This is a genomic window from Streptomyces sp. NPDC093071 (assembly GCF_044754545.1).
In the GTDB taxonomy this organism is placed as follows: domain Bacteria; phylum Actinomycetota; class Actinomycetes; order Streptomycetales; family Streptomycetaceae; genus Streptomyces.
Genome location: NZ_JBIVPH010000003.1, coordinates 512724 through 527863, shown reverse-complemented (window position 1 = coordinate 527863; position 15140 = coordinate 512724). Strand labels below are relative to the sequence as shown.

At 74.0% G+C, this 15140-nt stretch carries 14 protein-coding genes; 5 read left to right on the top strand and 9 right to left on the bottom strand.

Features of this window, described 5'->3' with window-relative positions; all coding sequences use genetic code 11:
• Positions 1 to 132 precede the first annotated feature (132 nt).
• Positions 133 to 804 carry a TetR/AcrR family transcriptional regulator gene (locus tag ACIQD7_RS13650; RefSeq protein ID WP_402441695.1) on the top strand — a complete coding sequence of 224 codons (672 nt, stop codon included), beginning with the start codon at positions 133 to 135 and terminating at the stop codon, positions 802 to 804.
• 104 nt (positions 805 to 908) lie between these two features.
• On the top strand, positions 909 to 1688 hold the full coding sequence (locus ACIQD7_RS13645) for a bifunctional DNA primase/polymerase (RefSeq protein WP_402441694.1): 780 nt from the start codon (positions 909 to 911) through the stop codon (positions 1686 to 1688).
• A 39-nt stretch (positions 1689 to 1727) separates the two neighbouring features.
• Here ACIQD7_RS13645 and ACIQD7_RS13640 read toward each other — a convergent pair whose 3' ends face one another.
• From ACIQD7_RS13640 to ACIQD7_RS13610, 7 genes are all read right to left on the bottom strand, one after another.
• Positions 1728 to 2765, bottom strand: a complete 1038-nt coding sequence (locus ACIQD7_RS13640) for a hypothetical protein (RefSeq protein WP_402441693.1) — start codon at positions 2763 to 2765, stop codon at positions 1728 to 1730.
• A complete protein-coding gene (gene efeU / locus ACIQD7_RS13635; protein WP_399755547.1) occupies positions 2722 to 3603 on the bottom strand; it encodes an iron uptake transporter permease EfeU in 882 nt (293 codons plus the stop codon). Before efeU ends, ACIQD7_RS13640 begins: the two co-directional genes overlap by 44 nt.
• A gap of 18 nt (positions 3604 to 3621) precedes the next feature.
• Complete coding sequence (gene efeB, locus ACIQD7_RS13630) at positions 3622 to 4860, bottom strand: iron uptake transporter deferrochelatase/peroxidase subunit (protein ID WP_402441692.1); 1239 nt, start codon at positions 4858 to 4860, stop codon at positions 3622 to 3624.
• A gap of 13 nt (positions 4861 to 4873) precedes the next feature.
• Positions 4874 to 6031: an iron uptake system protein EfeO gene (gene efeO / locus ACIQD7_RS13625; protein ID WP_402441691.1), complete on the bottom strand. Its 1158-nt coding sequence runs from the start codon at positions 6029 to 6031 to the stop codon at positions 4874 to 4876.
• A 167-nt stretch (positions 6032 to 6198) separates the two neighbouring features.
• Positions 6199 to 7068, bottom strand: a complete 870-nt coding sequence (locus ACIQD7_RS13620) for a heme ABC transporter ATP-binding protein (protein WP_402441690.1) — start codon at positions 7066 to 7068, stop codon at positions 6199 to 6201.
• Positions 7065 to 8135: a FecCD family ABC transporter permease gene (locus tag ACIQD7_RS13615; protein ID WP_402442340.1), complete on the bottom strand. Its 1071-nt coding sequence runs from the start codon at positions 8133 to 8135 to the stop codon at positions 7065 to 7067. Before ACIQD7_RS13615 ends, ACIQD7_RS13620 begins: the two co-directional genes overlap by 4 nt.
• 23 nt (positions 8136 to 8158) lie before the next feature.
• Positions 8159 to 9163, bottom strand: a complete 1005-nt coding sequence (locus tag ACIQD7_RS13610) for a hemin ABC transporter substrate-binding protein (protein WP_402441689.1) — start codon at positions 9161 to 9163, stop codon at positions 8159 to 8161.
• Between the two features lie 147 nt (positions 9164 to 9310).
• Between ACIQD7_RS13610 and ACIQD7_RS13605 the strand changes: the two genes are divergently transcribed.
• The 3 genes from ACIQD7_RS13605 to ACIQD7_RS13595 all read left to right on the top strand — a co-directional run bounded on the left by ACIQD7_RS13605 (position 9311) and on the right by ACIQD7_RS13595 (position 13446).
• On the top strand, positions 9311 to 10768 hold the full coding sequence (locus tag ACIQD7_RS13605) for an HtaA domain-containing protein (protein WP_402441688.1): 1458 nt from the start codon (positions 9311 to 9313) through the stop codon (positions 10766 to 10768).
• A gap of 111 nt (positions 10769 to 10879) precedes the next feature.
• A complete protein-coding gene (locus tag ACIQD7_RS13600) occupies positions 10880 to 12694 on the top strand; it encodes an HtaA domain-containing protein (RefSeq protein ID WP_402441687.1) in 1815 nt (604 codons plus the stop codon).
• 83 nt (positions 12695 to 12777) lie between these two features.
• On the top strand, positions 12778 to 13446 hold the full coding sequence (locus tag ACIQD7_RS13595; protein ID WP_402441686.1) for a PhzF family phenazine biosynthesis protein: 669 nt from the start codon (positions 12778 to 12780) through the stop codon (positions 13444 to 13446).
• 21 nt (positions 13447 to 13467) lie between these two features.
• Here the strand turns inward: ACIQD7_RS13595 and ACIQD7_RS13590 are convergent, their stop codons facing one another.
• On the bottom strand, positions 13468 to 14118 hold the full coding sequence (locus ACIQD7_RS13590) for a heme oxygenase (biliverdin-producing) (protein ID WP_402441685.1): 651 nt from the start codon (positions 14116 to 14118) through the stop codon (positions 13468 to 13470).
• 126 nt (positions 14119 to 14244) lie between these two features.
• Positions 14245 to 15102, bottom strand: a complete 858-nt coding sequence (gene map, locus ACIQD7_RS13585) for a type I methionyl aminopeptidase (RefSeq protein ID WP_402441684.1) — start codon at positions 15100 to 15102, stop codon at positions 14245 to 14247.
• Positions 15103 to 15140: the final 38 nt, after the last annotated feature.

Here is a 15140-nt window from a genome sequence, read left to right as displayed (position 1 = left end):
GGGCGGAAAGGCCGCGATGCGGTGGACCCATGGTCCGCCCTCGGGGCGCTCCGCGCAGTGGACCGTTCGGGTGGTTCGATGACCATCCGCCACGACGAGACGTAACGTCTCGTCTGCTGCTAGATTGGCCCCATGCCCGAGCCCACGCCCCCACCCGCGTCCACCCCCGCGCCCGAGGCCGCACCCGCGCCCAAGGCCGCCCCCGACGCCTCCCGCCGCAGCGAGCGCTCCCGCCGCGCCATCTTCGACGCCGCCCTCGCCCTCGTCTCCGAGAGCGGCTACGCGAAGACCACCATCGAGGGCATCGCCGCCCGCGCCGGCGTCGGCAAACAGACCATCTACCGCTGGTGGCCCTCCAAGGCGGCCGTCCTCCTCGACGCCTTCCTCGACCTCCAGGTCCGCGCCCACGAGGCCCTGGACGGCGACGGCGGAAGTGAGATCCCCGACACCGGCGACCTCGCCGCCGACCTGAAGCACGTCCTGCGCGCCACCGTCGACGAGCTGAACGACCCCGTCTTCGACGGCCCCACCCGCGCCCTCGCCGCCGAGGGGATCGTCGACCCCGGCCTCGGCGCCCGCTTCACCGAGGCGCTGCTCGAACCCCAGCTCCAGTACTACGTCCGCCGCATCGAGGCGGCCCGGGAGGCCGGTGACGTCGACCCCGGCACCGACCCCCGCCTCGCCGTCGAACTCCTGGTCGGCCCGCTCCACCACCGGTGGATCCACCGCACCCTGCCGCTCACCCACGCCTACGCGGACTCCCTGGTCGACCACGTCCTGCGGGGCCTCGCCCCAAGATCCTGAGGGCCCGGCGGCCACCCCGGTTCCGTACTCCGGTCACCCGGGGCGCAGGATGGTGGGACCATGGGCAGAGCCGAACGGGCGAGCGCGAGGTTGTGAGGGGATAGATGGGCGACGGCATCGGCCGCTACCGCGGCACGGAGAGCAGACTCGCGCAGTGGCTGCGCAGGCGTCCCAAACGCGACGCGGCCGAGGACGGGAACGACCGCGAGAAGCTGCTCCTGGCCGTCGCCGCCGCCGGGCTGCCCCTGGCCCCCGCCGCGTACCCCGTCGGCTACAGCTGTTCCTGCGAGCGGATCGGCTGTCCCACCCCCGCCCGGCACCCCGTCTCCTTCGCCTGGCAGACCCAGTCGACCACCGACCGGGGCCAGATCGAGCGCTGGGTCCGCAACGAGCCCCGGGCGAACTTCGTCACCGCCACCGGCATGGTCCACGACGTCCTCGACGTGCCGCTGGCCGCCGGCCGCGCCGCCCTGGAGCGCCTCCTCGCCGAGGGCGTCGAGGTCGGCCCGCTCGCCGAGTCCCCGGCCGAGGGCCCCGACGGCGGACGGATGCTCTTCTTCACCGCCACCCGGGGCACCCCCGAGGACGAGGACGAGTGGTGGCCCTGTGAGCTCGACTGCCACCCCGAGACCATGGACGAGCACCCGGGGCTCCGCTGGCACTGCCGCGGCAGCTACGTCCTCGTCCCCCCGGCCCGGCTCCCCGGCGACGAGGACGCCCATCCGGTCGTCTCCTGGATCCGGGGCCCCGAGCACCCGCTGCCCGACCCGCTGAACCTCCTGGAGACCCTCCAGGACGCCTGCGCCCGCCACGCGGCCGAGCGCGGCGCGGCCGGCGACGGCGAGCACGCGGCCCACGAGATCGCCTGGCCGCTCACTCGCTGAACCCGACGAGACGGGCCGGAGACCAAGCGCTCCGGAGCGTTACGAGCCCACCGCGCCCACCACGCCCTGGAGCCGGCCCGCGATCGCGACCCCGTCCCGGGTCGTGCCCGCCGGCTTCACCAGGACGGACTGGCTGGACACCCACTCCCGGGTGACCGTGTTCGTGACCTCGCCGGTCATCAGCGCCTTCACGTCCCGGGGCACCTTGGGCCGGTAGCCCGGCGCCGCCGTCTGCCGCTCGAAGTACCGGGTCGCGAAGAAGACGAGCGCGCCCCCGTCCCGGGTCCGCAGCCCCAGCGGCGCGAAGTCCCCCCGGTCGGCGACCCGGTCCACGTACTGGGTGGCGAGCCCCGGCCGCTTCGCGGCCTTCTCCCGCTGCGCCCGCCACTCGCTGGTGTGCGGTCCGGCCGCGAACGGCCCCGGCTTCCCGTCCCGCAGGTACGCGACGTACTCCGCGCCGAGCTTCCCGGGCGCGACCGCCAGCGCGTCGTCGTCCGCGTCGACCGGCACCGCGTGCCCCTCCTCCTCGGCGAACGCGGGCAGCTCGTCCGCGTCGAGGATGCTCAGATAGGCGGCCTCCCAGCGCTCCTGGGGACCGTTGCACACGAAGACCAGCAGCCAGCGCTGGTCCCCCGGGCCCCGGTCGACGTCCCGGTTGGAGTCGGTGTCCGCGACGAACCAGCGCGGCCAGCCCGCCTTGCGGGGCAGCAGGAAGCGCGCGTCCGTCAGCTCCAGCGGCTTGTGCTTCGCGTTGCCGCCGGGGCTGGTGACCGCGCGGGCGCGCAGCCCCGCCTGGTTGATCTCCCCGAGCGGCCCGGTGACCCGGTCCGCGTCGAGGGCCGGGTCGTACGCCTTGTCGGCGCGGTTGAAGGCGCTCGTGAAGTCCGCCAGGACCTCCGCCGCCTCGGCCTCCGTCACCGGGGACACGATCGCCAGCTCGCCGTGCACCGTCACGCAGCCGCCCGCCGTCAGCGCCAGGGCGGTCGCGGCCGCCGTCGCCGCGAGCAGTCTCACCGGTCGCGCCGGCCACCGCTCACGCGGTCGTCCCGGCGCTCGCCCCACCCTCAGCCTGCTCATCGGTCGCCTTCTGCTTCTTCACCCGCGCGGACGGACCCGACCCTATCGGGGCCAGGAACAGGGCGAGCGTCGGGACCAGATACAGCGCCCACACCGTGACCTGAAGGACCGTCGGGTTCGGCTGGAAGTTGAAGACGCCCTTGAGGAGCGTGCCGTACCAGCTGTCCGGCGGCACCGCCGCCGAGACGTCGAAGGCCTTGTCCGCGAGGCCGCCGAGGAAGCGCGCCTCCTGGAGGTCGTGCACGCCGTACGCGAGGACGCCCGCCGCCACCACGACCAGCATCCCGCCGGTCCAGGTGAAGAACCTCGCCAGATCGATCCGCACCGCGCCCCGGTAGAACAGCCACCCCAGGAGGACCGCCGTGAGCAGGCCGAGGAGGACCCCGGCGAGCGGGGCGGCCGTGCCGTCCGACGAGGCCCGTACCGACGCCCACACGAACAGCGCCGTCTCCAGGCCCTCGCGGCCCACTGCGAGGAAGGCGGTGACGACCAGCGCGCCCGTGCCCATGACGAGCGCCGCGTCCAGCTTCCCGTGCAGCTCGTCCTTCAGGTGCCGGGCCGTCCGCCGCATCCAGAAGACCATCCAGGTCACCAGGACCACCGCGACGATCGACAGCGAGCCGCCGAGCAGCTCCTGCGCCTCGAAGGTCAGCTCCCGGGAGCCGAACTCCAGGACGGCGCCGAAGGCGAGGGACACCCCGACGGCCACGCCGACGCCGGCCCACACCGGCCGCAGCGCGTCCCGGCGCCCGGTCTTCACCAGGTACGCGACGAGGACGCAGACGATCAGACTGGCTTCGAGGCCCTCGCGCAGGCCGATCAGATAGTTGCCGAACACGGCTTTCCCCTCCGGGTGTCACGTGAACAGGGCACGGCCCCACCAGTCGTCGCGGTCGCGGACGCCCGGCGGGATCGCGAAGACCGCCGAACCCACGTGCCGGACGTACTCGTTGAGCGCGTCGGCGCGGGCCAGCGAGGTCTGCACCGGCACGAAGCCGGTGCGGACGTCGCTCTGGTACGCGAGAAAGAACAGCCCCGCCTCCAGCCGCCCGAGGCCGTCCGTGCCGTCGGTGAACGAATATCCCCGGCGCAGCATCGTCGCGCCCCGGTTGGTGTCCGGGTGGGCGAGCCGGACGTGGGAGTCCGGCTTCATCGCCTTCAGGAACGGTTCGTCGTGCTCCTTCGCCCTCCCGACCGGGGCGCCCTCGCGCTTGTCGCGGCCGAAGACGTCCTCCTGCTCGGCGAGGGAGGTGCGGTCCCAGGTCTCGACGTTCATGCGGATGCGCCGGGCGACCAGGTAGGAGCCGCCGTCCATCCAGGCCGCCGGACCCTCCGCGTCCTTCCCGGAGACCCACACGTGCGCATCGAGCCGGGCGGTGTCGGTGCCCGCGACGTTGCGGGTGCCGTCCTTGAAGCCGAAGAGGTTGCGCGGGGTCTGCGCGTCCGGGGTCGTCGAGGACGTCTTGCCGAAGCCCAGCTGGGACCAGCGCACGGCGACCCCGCCGAAGCCGATCCTGGCCAGGTTGCGGATCGCGTGCACGGCGACCTGCGGGTCGTCGGCGCAGGCCTGGACGCACAGGTCGCCGCCACTGCGCGCCGGGTCCAGGTCGTCGCCGGGGAAGCGGGGCAGGTCGACCAGGGCGCCGGGCCTCCGGCCCTCCAGACCGAAGCGCCCGTCGAAGAGCGAGGGCCCGAAGCCGATCGTGAGGGTGAGCCGGGAGGGCTTGAGGCCGAGGGCCTCGCCGGTGTCGTCCGGCGGGGCCTCGGGCAGCCCGCCGTACGCCCCCGCGCCGACCTCGGCGCCGGCCGTCAGCCGCTCGGCGGCCCGCGTCCAGTCCTTCAACAGCCGCACCAGCTCCGCGCGGTCCTTCGTGGTCACGTCGAAGGCGGCGAAGTGCAGCCGGTCCTGCACGGGGGTGGCGATGCCGGCCTGGTGCGGGCCGTGGAAGGGCACGGCCCCGCCCGCCCCGGCGGCCGGGTCCGCGCCGCCCCGGGTCAGGGCGGCGGCCCCGCCGGCCGCGGCGGCGCCGAGCGCGAGCCCGGCGCCGCCCCAGCCGATGACCGCGCGCCGGGAGGGAGAGGTGGCCTCACTCATGCGGGACCCCCGGCTACTTGACGACGGCGGCGGCGAGCTTCGAGAGCGGCTCGGCCAGCGCGTTGACGCCGTCCGACAGCTCCTTGCGCTGCTCCTTGCCGACCTTGTCGTACGGGGTGAACTCGTAACCGCCCTTGTCCCGGCGGTACTTGTCGAGCAGCGCGTTCAGGGCGGCGAACCGCTCGTCGAGCCGGGCGACCAGCTCCGGGTCGTTCTTGGCGGCGACCGGCTTCAGCAGGTCGAAGGACTTCTGCGCGCCCTCGACGTTCGCCTTGAAGTCGACCAGGTCGGTGTGGGAGTAGCGCTCCTCCTCGCCGGTGACCTTGCCGGTGGCGACCTCGTCCAGGAGCTCCTTGGCGCCGTTGGCCATGGAGGTCGGGGTGATCTCGGCCCGGCCGACCCGCTTCACCCAGTCCGCGAGGTCCTCGTCCAGGGCGTCCGCGAGCTGCTTCTCCCGGGCGGTGATCTTCCCGTCCTGCCAGAGCGCCTTCTCCAGGCGGTGCCAGCCGGTCCAGTCCTTCACCGGGTCCTGGCCCTCCTCCAGGCCGTCCTCGCGGACGTCCACCTTGGGGTCGATGTCGCCGAAGGACTCCGCGACCGGCTCGGTGCGCTCCCAGCCGATGCGGGAGGGGGCGTACGCCTTCTTGGCGCCCTCGACGTCCCCGGCGCGGACGGCGTCGGTGAAGACCTTCGCCTTGGGGAGGGTCTGCTCGGCCTGCGCCTGGACGTACTGGCGGTAGGCGGAGACGGCGGCGTCCATCTCGGGGGAGCGCTTCGTGCCGGTGGCGCCCTCGCCGGTGACCCTGACCGCCTGCCGGATGCCGGCGCCCGTCATGCCGGGCTTGCAGGCGATCGCGTAGTCGCCGGCCTTGATCTCGGCGGTGAGCGAGGCCCGGGTGCCGGGGCCGATGTTCTCGCGCTCGGTGACGATCCGGTCGTCCGGGTACAGGACGTAGACCTCGGTGACCTTGGAGCCCCGGTTCTCGATGTTCAGCCGCACGTGCCCGGCCGGGAACTCCGTCGTCGACACCGTGCAGGAGTCATCCTTGGCGACGACGGTGACCGCGCCGTCCTTGGCGTCGTCGCCGCCCTTCTCGGCGCATCCGGTGACGGCGGCCAGGGCCGCCGCGGTCGCTGCGGCGGTGACGGCGGAGAGGCGGACGGCTCGCATGGGCACTCCAGAAACGACGCGGAACGGGACCGGGGCGGAGCCAACTTAGCCCAGGCTTACCTCGGTCAGAACGGCCCGGCCGGTGATCCGGCTCTCATCTCCGGCGCACCGGACACGGCCGGGTCACGGCGGTTCCAGGGACGGTTCACGGACCGGTCAAGGGCGGGTCAAGGAAGGGATCCGCCCGTCTCCGAACGCCGTACGGGGACGACGAGGGGGACCCCGGTCCGGGGGTGCGGGAACACCTCCACCGGCTGCCGGTACACCCGGCTCAGGAGCTCCTCGCCGAGCACCTCCGAGGGAGGACCCTCCACCGCGATCCGGCCGTCGTGCAGCACCCCGACCCGGTCGGCGTGGGCGGCGGCGAGCCCCAGGTCGTGCAGGACCACCACCACGGCGACCCCGGCGGCCGCCCGCTCCCGGCAGACCCGCAGGACCAGTTCCTGGTGGCGCAGGTCCAGGGCGGCCGTCGGCTCGTCGAGCAGCAGGAGGCCGGTCCGCTGGGCCAGGACGCGGGCGAGGGCCACCCGGGCCCGCTCGCCGCCGGACAGCGCGGAGAACGGGCGGCCGGCGAACTCCCCGGTCTCGGTGGCCGCCATCGCCTCCGCGACCGCCTCCTCGTCCTCGTCCTCCCGGACGGTCCCGGCCCAGGGCGCCCTGCCCATCCGTACGACCTCGGCGACGGGGAACGGGAAGGACAGCGTGGCGTCCTGCGGCAGTACGGAGCGGCGCAGGGCCAGCTCGCCGGCCGTCCAGTCGGCCGCCGGCCGTCCCCCGATCCGTATCTCCCCGGCGCTCGGGGCGAGATCGGCGGCGAGGGCGGCGAGCAGCGTCGACTTCCCGGCGCCGTTCGGGCCCACCAGGGCGAGGACCTCCCCGGCCCGCACCCCGATCCCGACGCCGTCGAGCACGGCCCGCCGGCCCCGCTCGATCCGCACCCCGGCGGCCTCGGCGACCAGGGTGCCGGGCGCGGCGGGGACGGGCAGCTCGCGCGGGTGCCGGTGCGGGAGGAGCCCCCGGAACAGTACGGACGTCATGCCCAACCACCTTGCTTGCGACGGGTCCTGCGCAGCAGCCAGAAGAAGAAGGGGCTGCCGATGAGGGCGGTGAGGACGCCCAGGGGGAGTTCGGCCGGGGCCGCGATCGTCCGGGCCGCCAGGTCGCCGGCCGTGAGGGCGACCGCGCCGCCCAGCGCGCTGCCGGGGACCAGGAAGCGGTGCCCCGGCCCGTTCACCATGCGCAGGACGTGCGGGATCACCAGGCCGACGAAGGTGACGATGCCGGACACCGCGACCGCCGCCGCCGTGAGCAGCGCCACCACCAGGATCAGGGCGATCCGCATCCGCTCCACGTCCACGCCCAGATGGCGCGCGGGCCGCTCGCCGAGCGCGAGCAGGTCCAGTCGGCGGGCGTAGAAGGGGGCGACGAGCAGGCCGACCAGCGCGCACGGCAGGACGGCCAGGACCTTCGGCCAGGTGGCCTGCGCGAGCGAGCCGAGCTGCCAGAACGTGATCTGGCTGATCTGCGCGTTGTCGGCGAAGAAGATGAAGAGGCCGATGAGCGCGCCCGCGAACGCGGTGACCGCGATGCCGGTGAGGATCAGCGTCACCACTTCCGTACGCCCGCCCGACCGGGACATGGCGTACACGACCAGCACCGTCACCAGGCCGCCGGCGAACGCGCAGACCGTCACCGTCCAGTTGCCGAAGAGGGAGAGGCCGAGCGCGATGGCGCCGACCGCGCCGACGGCCGCGCCCGAGGAGATGCCGATGACGCCGGGCTCGGCGAGCGGATTGCCGAACACGCCCTGCATCAGGGCGCCCGCGCAGCCCAGGGAGGCGCCGACGAGGACGGCGAGGACGACCCGGGGCAGCCGGATGTTCCACAGCACGCTCTCGGCCGTGCGGTCGAGCGCGTGCCCGCCGAGCCCGGCCCGGTGCTGGAGGGAGGCGAGGACGTCCCCGAGCGGGATCTCGTACGCCCCGATCCCGGCGGACAGGAGCGCGAGGAGCAGCAGGGCGCCGACCAGGGAGAGGGTGAGGACGGTGGCCCGGCCGCGCCGGGCGGGCCGCGCGGCCGGGGTCGTGCCGGACGGCTTGGACACCGCGGGGGTCTCCTGGAGCGCGGTCACTTCTTCTTCCCGTACAGCTGGTCGACCAGGGAGCGGAGCACCAGGTCGGTGCGCGGCCCGTAGTTGAGGAGGACGCCGTCGTCGACGGTGACCACCCGGCGGTCGGCGCCGGCCGGGGTCTCGGCGACGCCGGGGACCTTCACCAGGCCGTCGACGCCGCCGACCGACTCCAGGCCCTTGCTCATGACGAGGATCGCGTCGGGCGCGGCCTTCGCCAGGGCCTCGCTGGTGATCGGGGTGAAGTCCTTGACCAGGCCCGACTCCTTGCCCGCGTCGACCGCGCCGGCCGCTTCGAGCAGGGAGGAGGCGCCGGACTCGGCGCCGCCGAGCAGATAGACGGCGGCCGAGCCGCGCACGTAGAGGAAGGCCACCCGGGGCTTCTCCTGACGGGCCGGGATCCCCTTCCGCACGGCGTCGATCCGCTCCTGGGTGCGGGTGCGCAGGGCGGTGCCTGAGTCGGGCACGCCGAGGGCGGCGGCGACCGCGTCGATGCGGGTGCCGACGTCGGCGAGGGACTTGGCCGGCTTCACGACGACGAGGGGGACGCCCGCGTCGCGGATCTGCTCGATCGCCTCGGCCGGGCCCGTGGTGCCCTCGGCGATGACGAGGGTGGGCTTCAGGGAGAGGACGCTCTCGGCGGAGACGTCGTGGGCGCGGGTCACCACCGGGAGCTTCTCCGCCTGTTCGAAGGTGGCGGTGATGTCCCGGGCGACGACCCGGTCGCCGAGGCCGAGGGTGAAGACGATCTCGCTGAGGGAGCCGCTGAGCGGGACGATCCGCTCGGTGGAGGTGACGGCGACCTTCCGGCCGTCGGCCGAGTCGACCGTGACGGGCAGGCGGGGCGCGGCCGGGGCGGCGAGCGGCTCGACCCGGTCGGGGGCGGCCGCCGGCTTCGCGGCGGGGGCGCCGCCGCCCCCTCCGTTCCCGCTTCCGCAGCCGGTCGCCACGAGGGCGAGGGTGAGCACTGCCGTCAGTGCTCCCGCGAGGCGAGTTCTGCGCACCGGACACCGTCCTGTCGTCGTTCCGCTTGTCCTGCTCGTGCTGCCGGGTCGTGGTCCCGGGGTCCCCGGGGGCAGGGGGGATTCCGTCCGGAGCTCGACATACCTTAGGTTAGCCTTACCTACGTTGCTAGCCCTCGGAGGGGTTCCATGCTGCTGTCCAGACCCGCCCGCGCGCTCGCCGTGACCCTGTTCGCGGCGCTGCTCGCCGCCCTGATACCGGCCTCCACCGCCTACGCGGAGAGCCGCACGGTGCAGGGCGGGCGGCTCGACTGGGGCATCAAGTCCTCCTTCCAGAGCTACGTCACCGGGCCCATCGCGCAAGGAAGTTGGAGCCTCACCGGCGGAGCCGCCACGGTCGGCGGCAGCCAGTTCCGCTTCCACTCCGCGCGCGGCTCGTACGACCCGGAGACCGGCGCCTTCGAAGCCGCCTTCTCCGGCGGCGTCCGCTTCACCGGCCACCGCAAGGCGGACGGCACCAACGAGCTGGACCTCACCATCAGCCGCCCCCGGATCCGCATCCAGGGCGGACAGGGCACCCTCTACGCCGACATGGCGAGCAAGGCCAAGGGCAGCGGCCGCACGAACGTCTCCTCGCAGGTGCCGCTCGCGACCCTGCACCTCGGCGGCATCGACATGCGCGGCGGCGGCAGCCCCGTCGCCCTCGCCGGCGTCCCCGCCACCCTCACCGCGCAGGGCGCCACCGCCTTCGCCGGCTACTACCCGGCCGGCACCCGGCTCGACCCCGTCTCCCTCTCCGTCGACGTCAGCGCGCCGCAGCGGAAGACGCCGACCACCACGCCGACCACCGCGCCCACCTCCGCCGCGCCCTCATCGGCTCCCCCGAAGTCCCCGCAGCCCTCCGGGAAGCCGGGGCAGGCCGCCGGATCCTTCCGGGCCGCCGCCGTCGACTGGGGCGTCCGCCGCACCTTCCGCGAGTACGTCACCGGCTCCATCGCACAGGGCAAGTGGACCCTCGCCGACGGCGCCCAGGACGGCGGCGCGCTCTTCCGCTTCACCGGCGGCAAGGGCACGTACGACCCGGAGACCGGCGTCCTCGACGCCGCCTTCGCGGGCAGCGTCCGCTTCACCGGCACCCACCTCGACCTCGCCCTCGGCAAGGTGACCGTCCGCGTGAAGGACGGCAAGGGCACCCTCGGCGCCGACGTCACCACCTCCGGCAGGACCGAGAAGGCGGTCCCGCTGGTGACCTTCGCCGCCCCGCGCCTCGTCCCGCAGGACGGCCTCGCCACCGTCACCGAGGCCCCCGCCACCCTCACCGAGGGCGGCGCCAAGGCCTTCGGCGGGATGTACAGGGCCGGGACCGCGATGGACCCCGTCTCGCTCGCCGTCACCGTCGACGAGAAGGCGAAGCTGCCCGCGCTCCCTGACCTCGGCAGCAACGCGGCGGCCACCCCGCCGGCCACGGCCCCCGCCACCACCGCACCGGCGAAGCCGGCCACGACCGCCCCGGCCACCGCCGCCGCCTCGTCCTCCGGCCCCTCCACCGGCACGTACCTCGCGATCGGCGCGGGCGTCCTCGTGGTCGCCGCGCTCGCGGTCCTCGCCGTCGTACGCCGCCGCCGCACGGACGCCCCCACCTCCTGAACCACCGCCCCGCGCCGCCGTCCCGGCGCTCCCGAAACGCCGCCGCGCATCCCCCGCGCGGCCCCCTTCCGCGCGCACCCCCGTGCCCGCGCACCCCTAGGAGAATTCGTCATGGCCACATCCATGCGCCGTTCCGTCACCCTGGCCGCCGCCGTCGCCACGGCCGCCGCCCTGGGGACGGGCGCCGTCGCCCTCGCCCTGCCCGCCGCGGCCGAGGACGCGCCGCCGCCGCTGCCGCTGATCGACGGCACCCTGGACTGGGGCATCAAGCAGTCCTTCCGCTCGTACCTGGCGCAGCCCTTCGCGCACGGGAAGATCACGGTCGAGGACGGCGCCCGGCAGGCCGCGAACAACGGCGTGTTCACGTTCGTCGACGGCGTCGGCACGTACGACACGAAGAGCCACGGCACCGCCACCGCCTTCAAGGGCGGCGTCCACTTCGAGGCCCACCAGGGCGCCCTCGACATCCGCATCTCGGACGTCCGGCTGTCGACGACGGGCTCGGCCGCGCCGACCGGCGAGATCACCGCCGACGTCGTCACCAAGGAGAAGGACGGCACCTTCAGCACCCGCTCCGACATCCCCTTCGCCGCCCTCGACATGACCGGCATCCGGCCGGGCCAGGGCGCCGGCGGCGCCATGGTCTTCAAGGACATCCCGGCGAAGCTGACGAAGGACGGCGCGGAGGCGTTCGCGGGCTTCTACAAGGAGGGCGACGCGCTCGACGCGGCCACCCTCACGGTGAAGGCGGGCGCCAGGCCGACGACTCCGCCCACGACGGAGCCGACGACCCCGACCCCGACGCCGACGGGGCCCACGACGGAGCCGACCACCCCGGAGCCGACGACCACGACGACCGAGCCCACGACCCCGGCGCCGACGACCACCGAGCCGACCAGCCCGGCGCCGACGACGACGGAGCCCACCAGCCCCGCGCCGACGACCACCGAGCCCACCAGCCCGGCCCCGACGACGACCGAGCCGACCAGCCCGGCCCCGACGACCACCGAGCCCACCAGCCCCGCGCCGACGACCACCGAGCCCACCAGCCCCGCGCCGACCGACACCACCACGGCGCCGCCGACCGCAGGTCCCGGCAAGGTCGTCAACGGCAAGCTCACCTGGGGCGTGAAGGAGAGCTGGCAGCGGTACGTCGGTGAGATCTGCGGCGGCACCGTCACCGCCACCGACGGCGCGAAGAAGAACGGCGCGGCCTACGACTTCGGCTTCGTCAAGGCCGACCTCGACGCCGAGGCCCGCAAGGCCGAGGCGGCCTTCTCCGGCAGGCTCGCCTTCGTCTGCGAGGCGCACGGCATCCAGTGGACCGTCTCCGACCTCAAGGTGAAGGCCGCCGGCACCACCGGCACCCTGACCGCCGACGTCACCTCCGCCACCGGCACCAAGGACGACGTCGACCTCGTCGACCTGGACCTGTCGAAGGCCGACTGGGCGGCGAAGGGCGGGGTCGTCACTCTCGCGGACGTCCCGGCGAAGCTGACCGAGGCGGGCTCCGCCAGCTTCTCCGCCCCCGGCGGCCAGGGCGGCTACCCGGCGGGCACCGCGATGGACCCGGTGACCGTCTCGTTCTCGCTCGACCAGAACGCCACGCTGCCCCCGGCCACCGGCGGCACCTCCGGCTCCGGCGGCACCGGCTCGACCGGCTCCACCGGCGGTGACGGCGGCTCGTCCACCACGGGCGGCGGCACCGTCGGCGGCGGTGGCACGGTCGGCGGTGGCGGCAGCGTCGGCGGCGGCACGGCCGGCGGCGGGACCGCCGGAGGGGCCGGCACGGTCGGCGGCTCCGGCTCCCTCGCCTCCACCGGTTCGGACGTCCCCACCGGCCTCCTCGCCGGGGCCTCCGCCCTGGCCGTCGCGACCGGCGCGGCCGTCGTCGTCGCGGCCCGGCGCCGCGGCACGGCCTCCTGATCCGCCACCTCCCACCAGGCGGGGCCGCACCCGGAATCCGGGTGCGGCCCCGCCCCCTTGCGGACGAGTGGTTGAATTCCGCCATGAACACGACCGCCACTGACATCGACGTCCTGCGGGTCTTCTGTGCGGGCGACGGCCGGTACGGCAACCCGCTCGGGGTCGTACGGGACGCCCGTACCCACCCCGACGAGGCCTCGCGCCAGGCGCTCGCCAAGGAGCTCGGCTTCAGCGAGACGGTGTTCGTGGACGACCCGGAGCGCGGGCTCGTGGACATCTACACGCCCGGCCTGCGCCTGCCCTTCGCCGGGCACCCGCTCGTCGGCGCGGCCTGGCTGCTCGACCTGGAGGTCGTCCACCCGCCGGCCGGAGAGGTCTGGGTGCGCGGCGACGGGGAGTTCACCTGGATCGAGGCGCGCGCGGAGTGGGCCCCGCCCCGCACCCTGCGCCGGTACGGCTCCGCCGCCGAGGTGGAGGCCCTGGAGGTGCCCGAGCCGGGGGAGTGGATCTACGCCTGGGCCTGGGAGGAGGAGGCCGCCGGGCGGATCAGGGCGCGGGCCTTCCCGGGGCGCGGCGACGGCATCGACGAGGACGAGGCGACCGGCGCGGCGGCGCTGCTGCTCACGGCGGAGCTGGGGCGGGCCCTGAACATCACGCAGGGCCGGGGTTCGCAGCTGCTCACCGCCCCCGGCCCCGACGGCATCGTGGAACTCGGCGGACGCGTCCGCCTGGAGGGCACGCTCACGCGCTGACCCTCCCCACGCGCCCGCACGTCACGCGCTCAGCGGAAACTCGCTCCCGAGCTGGTGGAAGACCGCGCTGTTGAAGGCGAAGGCGCGCTTGCACTCGTCGACGATCCGCTGCTTCTCCAGGTCGTCGGCGTTCACCCCGTCGAGCAGCTCCCGGTACTCCCGCTTGAACGCGGCCGGGTTGGAGATCTCCTTGAAGACGTAGAAGCGGACGCCGTCGCCCTTGCGCGCGAAGCCCCAGGTGCGCTCCGCCTTGTCGCGGATGATCTGGCCGCCCGACAGGTCGCCCAGGTAGCGCGTGTAGTGGTGGGCCACGTAGCCGGCGGGCCAGTCGCGGGCGCACTCGGCGACCCGCTCGGCGTACGCCACCGTGGCCGGGAGCGGCGAGAGGCCGTCCCGCCAGTCCGGGCCGCGCAGATGGGCGAGGTCCTGCTCCAGGGCGGCCGTGCGGAACAGCTCGGGCTGTATGAACGGCCCGGCGACCGGGTCCTCGCGCAGGGCCTCCGCGCCCTCCTCCAGGGCCCGGTAGACGAACCAGAGCTGCTCGGTGTAGCGCGCGTAGGCGTCGACGCCGAGGCGCCCGCCCAGGAGGTCACCCATGAAGGACGACGTCTCCGCTTCGGTGTGCTGCTCGTGCGATGCCGTGCGGATGAGCGTCGAGAAGGGCGTGTCCAAGGCGTGCCTCCGGGACCGATGGGACGGGAACCAGTGACGATCCTGCCAAGTTAGGCTTACCTAAGTCAACTGGTTCCCGACGTCCTGTCGGTAAAAAAGCTACCCACTTCCCGGGGCGGGGCAACGTCAGGGCAGGGTCAGGATCTCCGCCCCGGTCTCCGTCACGACGAGGGTGTGCTCGAACTGGGCCGTCCGCTTGCGGTCCTTGGTCACCACGGTCCAGCCGTCGTCCCACATGTCGTAGTCGTGGGTCCCGAGCGTCAGCATCGGCTCGATGGTGAAGGTCATGCCGGTCTTGATCTCGGTGGTGTGGTGCGGGGAGTCGTAGTGCGGCACGATCAGGCCGGAGTGGAAGGACGAGTTGATGCCGTGCCCGGTGAAGTCGCGCACGACCCCGTAGCCGAACCGCTTGGCGTACGACTCGATGACCCGCCCGACGATGTTGATCCGGCGGCCCGGCTTCACCGCCTTGATCGCCCGGTTCAGGGCCTCCCGGGTCCGCTCCACGAGCAGCCGGGACTCCTCGTCGACGTCGCCGCAGAGGTAGGTGGCGTTGTTGTCGCCGTGGACGCCGTTGATGTACGCCGTGACGTCCAGGTTCACGATGTCGCCGTCCCGCAGCACCGTGGAGTCCGGAATGCCGTGACAGATGACCTCGTTGACCGAGGCGCACAGCGACTTCGGGAAGCCGCGGTAGCCGAGGGTGGAGGGGTAGGCGCCGTGGTCGCACATGAACTCGTGCGCGACCCGGTCGAGCTCGTCGGTGGTGACGCCGGGGGCGATGTGCTTGGCGGCCTCCTCCATCGCCCGCGCGGCGATGCGGCCGGCGATCCGCATCCGCTCGATCGTGTCGGAATCCTGCACCTCGGGCCCGGTGTACGGGGTCGGTGCGGGCTTCCCGACGTACTCGGGGCGGCGGATGGAACCCGGAACGGAGCGGTGGGGGGAGAGCTCCCCCGGTACGAGAAGCGACTGGCCAGACATGCCAGCGAGTGTAACGACCGGGTCTGGGGCACCATGAT

Bases quoted from the DNA above. Each gene is read 5' to 3' on its own strand.
- ACIQD7_RS13650 (WP_402441695.1), top strand. From the start codon at position 133: ATGCCCGAGCCCACGCCCCCACCCGCGTCCACCCCCGCGCCCGAGGCC.
- ACIQD7_RS13645 (WP_402441694.1), top strand. From the start codon at position 909: ATGGGCGACGGCATCGGCCGCTACCGCGGCACGGAGAGCAGACTCGCG.
- ACIQD7_RS13640 (WP_402441693.1), bottom strand. From the start codon at position 2,765: ATGAGCAGGCTGAGGGTGGGGCGAGCGCCGGGACGACCGCGTGAGCGG.
- efeB (WP_402441692.1), bottom strand. From the start codon at position 4,860: ATGAGTGAGGCCACCTCTCCCTCCCGGCGCGCGGTCATCGGCTGGGGC.
- efeO (WP_402441691.1), bottom strand. From the start codon at position 6,031: ATGCGAGCCGTCCGCCTCTCCGCCGTCACCGCCGCAGCGACCGCGGCG.
- ACIQD7_RS13620 (WP_402441690.1), bottom strand. From the start codon at position 7,068: ATGACGTCCGTACTGTTCCGGGGGCTCCTCCCGCACCGGCACCCGCGC.
- ACIQD7_RS13605 (WP_402441688.1), top strand. From the start codon at position 9,311: ATGCTGCTGTCCAGACCCGCCCGCGCGCTCGCCGTGACCCTGTTCGCG.
- ACIQD7_RS13600 (WP_402441687.1), top strand. From the start codon at position 10,880: ATGGCCACATCCATGCGCCGTTCCGTCACCCTGGCCGCCGCCGTCGCC.
- ACIQD7_RS13595 (WP_402441686.1), top strand. From the start codon at position 12,778: ATGAACACGACCGCCACTGACATCGACGTCCTGCGGGTCTTCTGTGCG.
- map (WP_402441684.1), bottom strand. From the start codon at position 15,102: ATGTCTGGCCAGTCGCTTCTCGTACCGGGGGAGCTCTCCCCCCACCGC.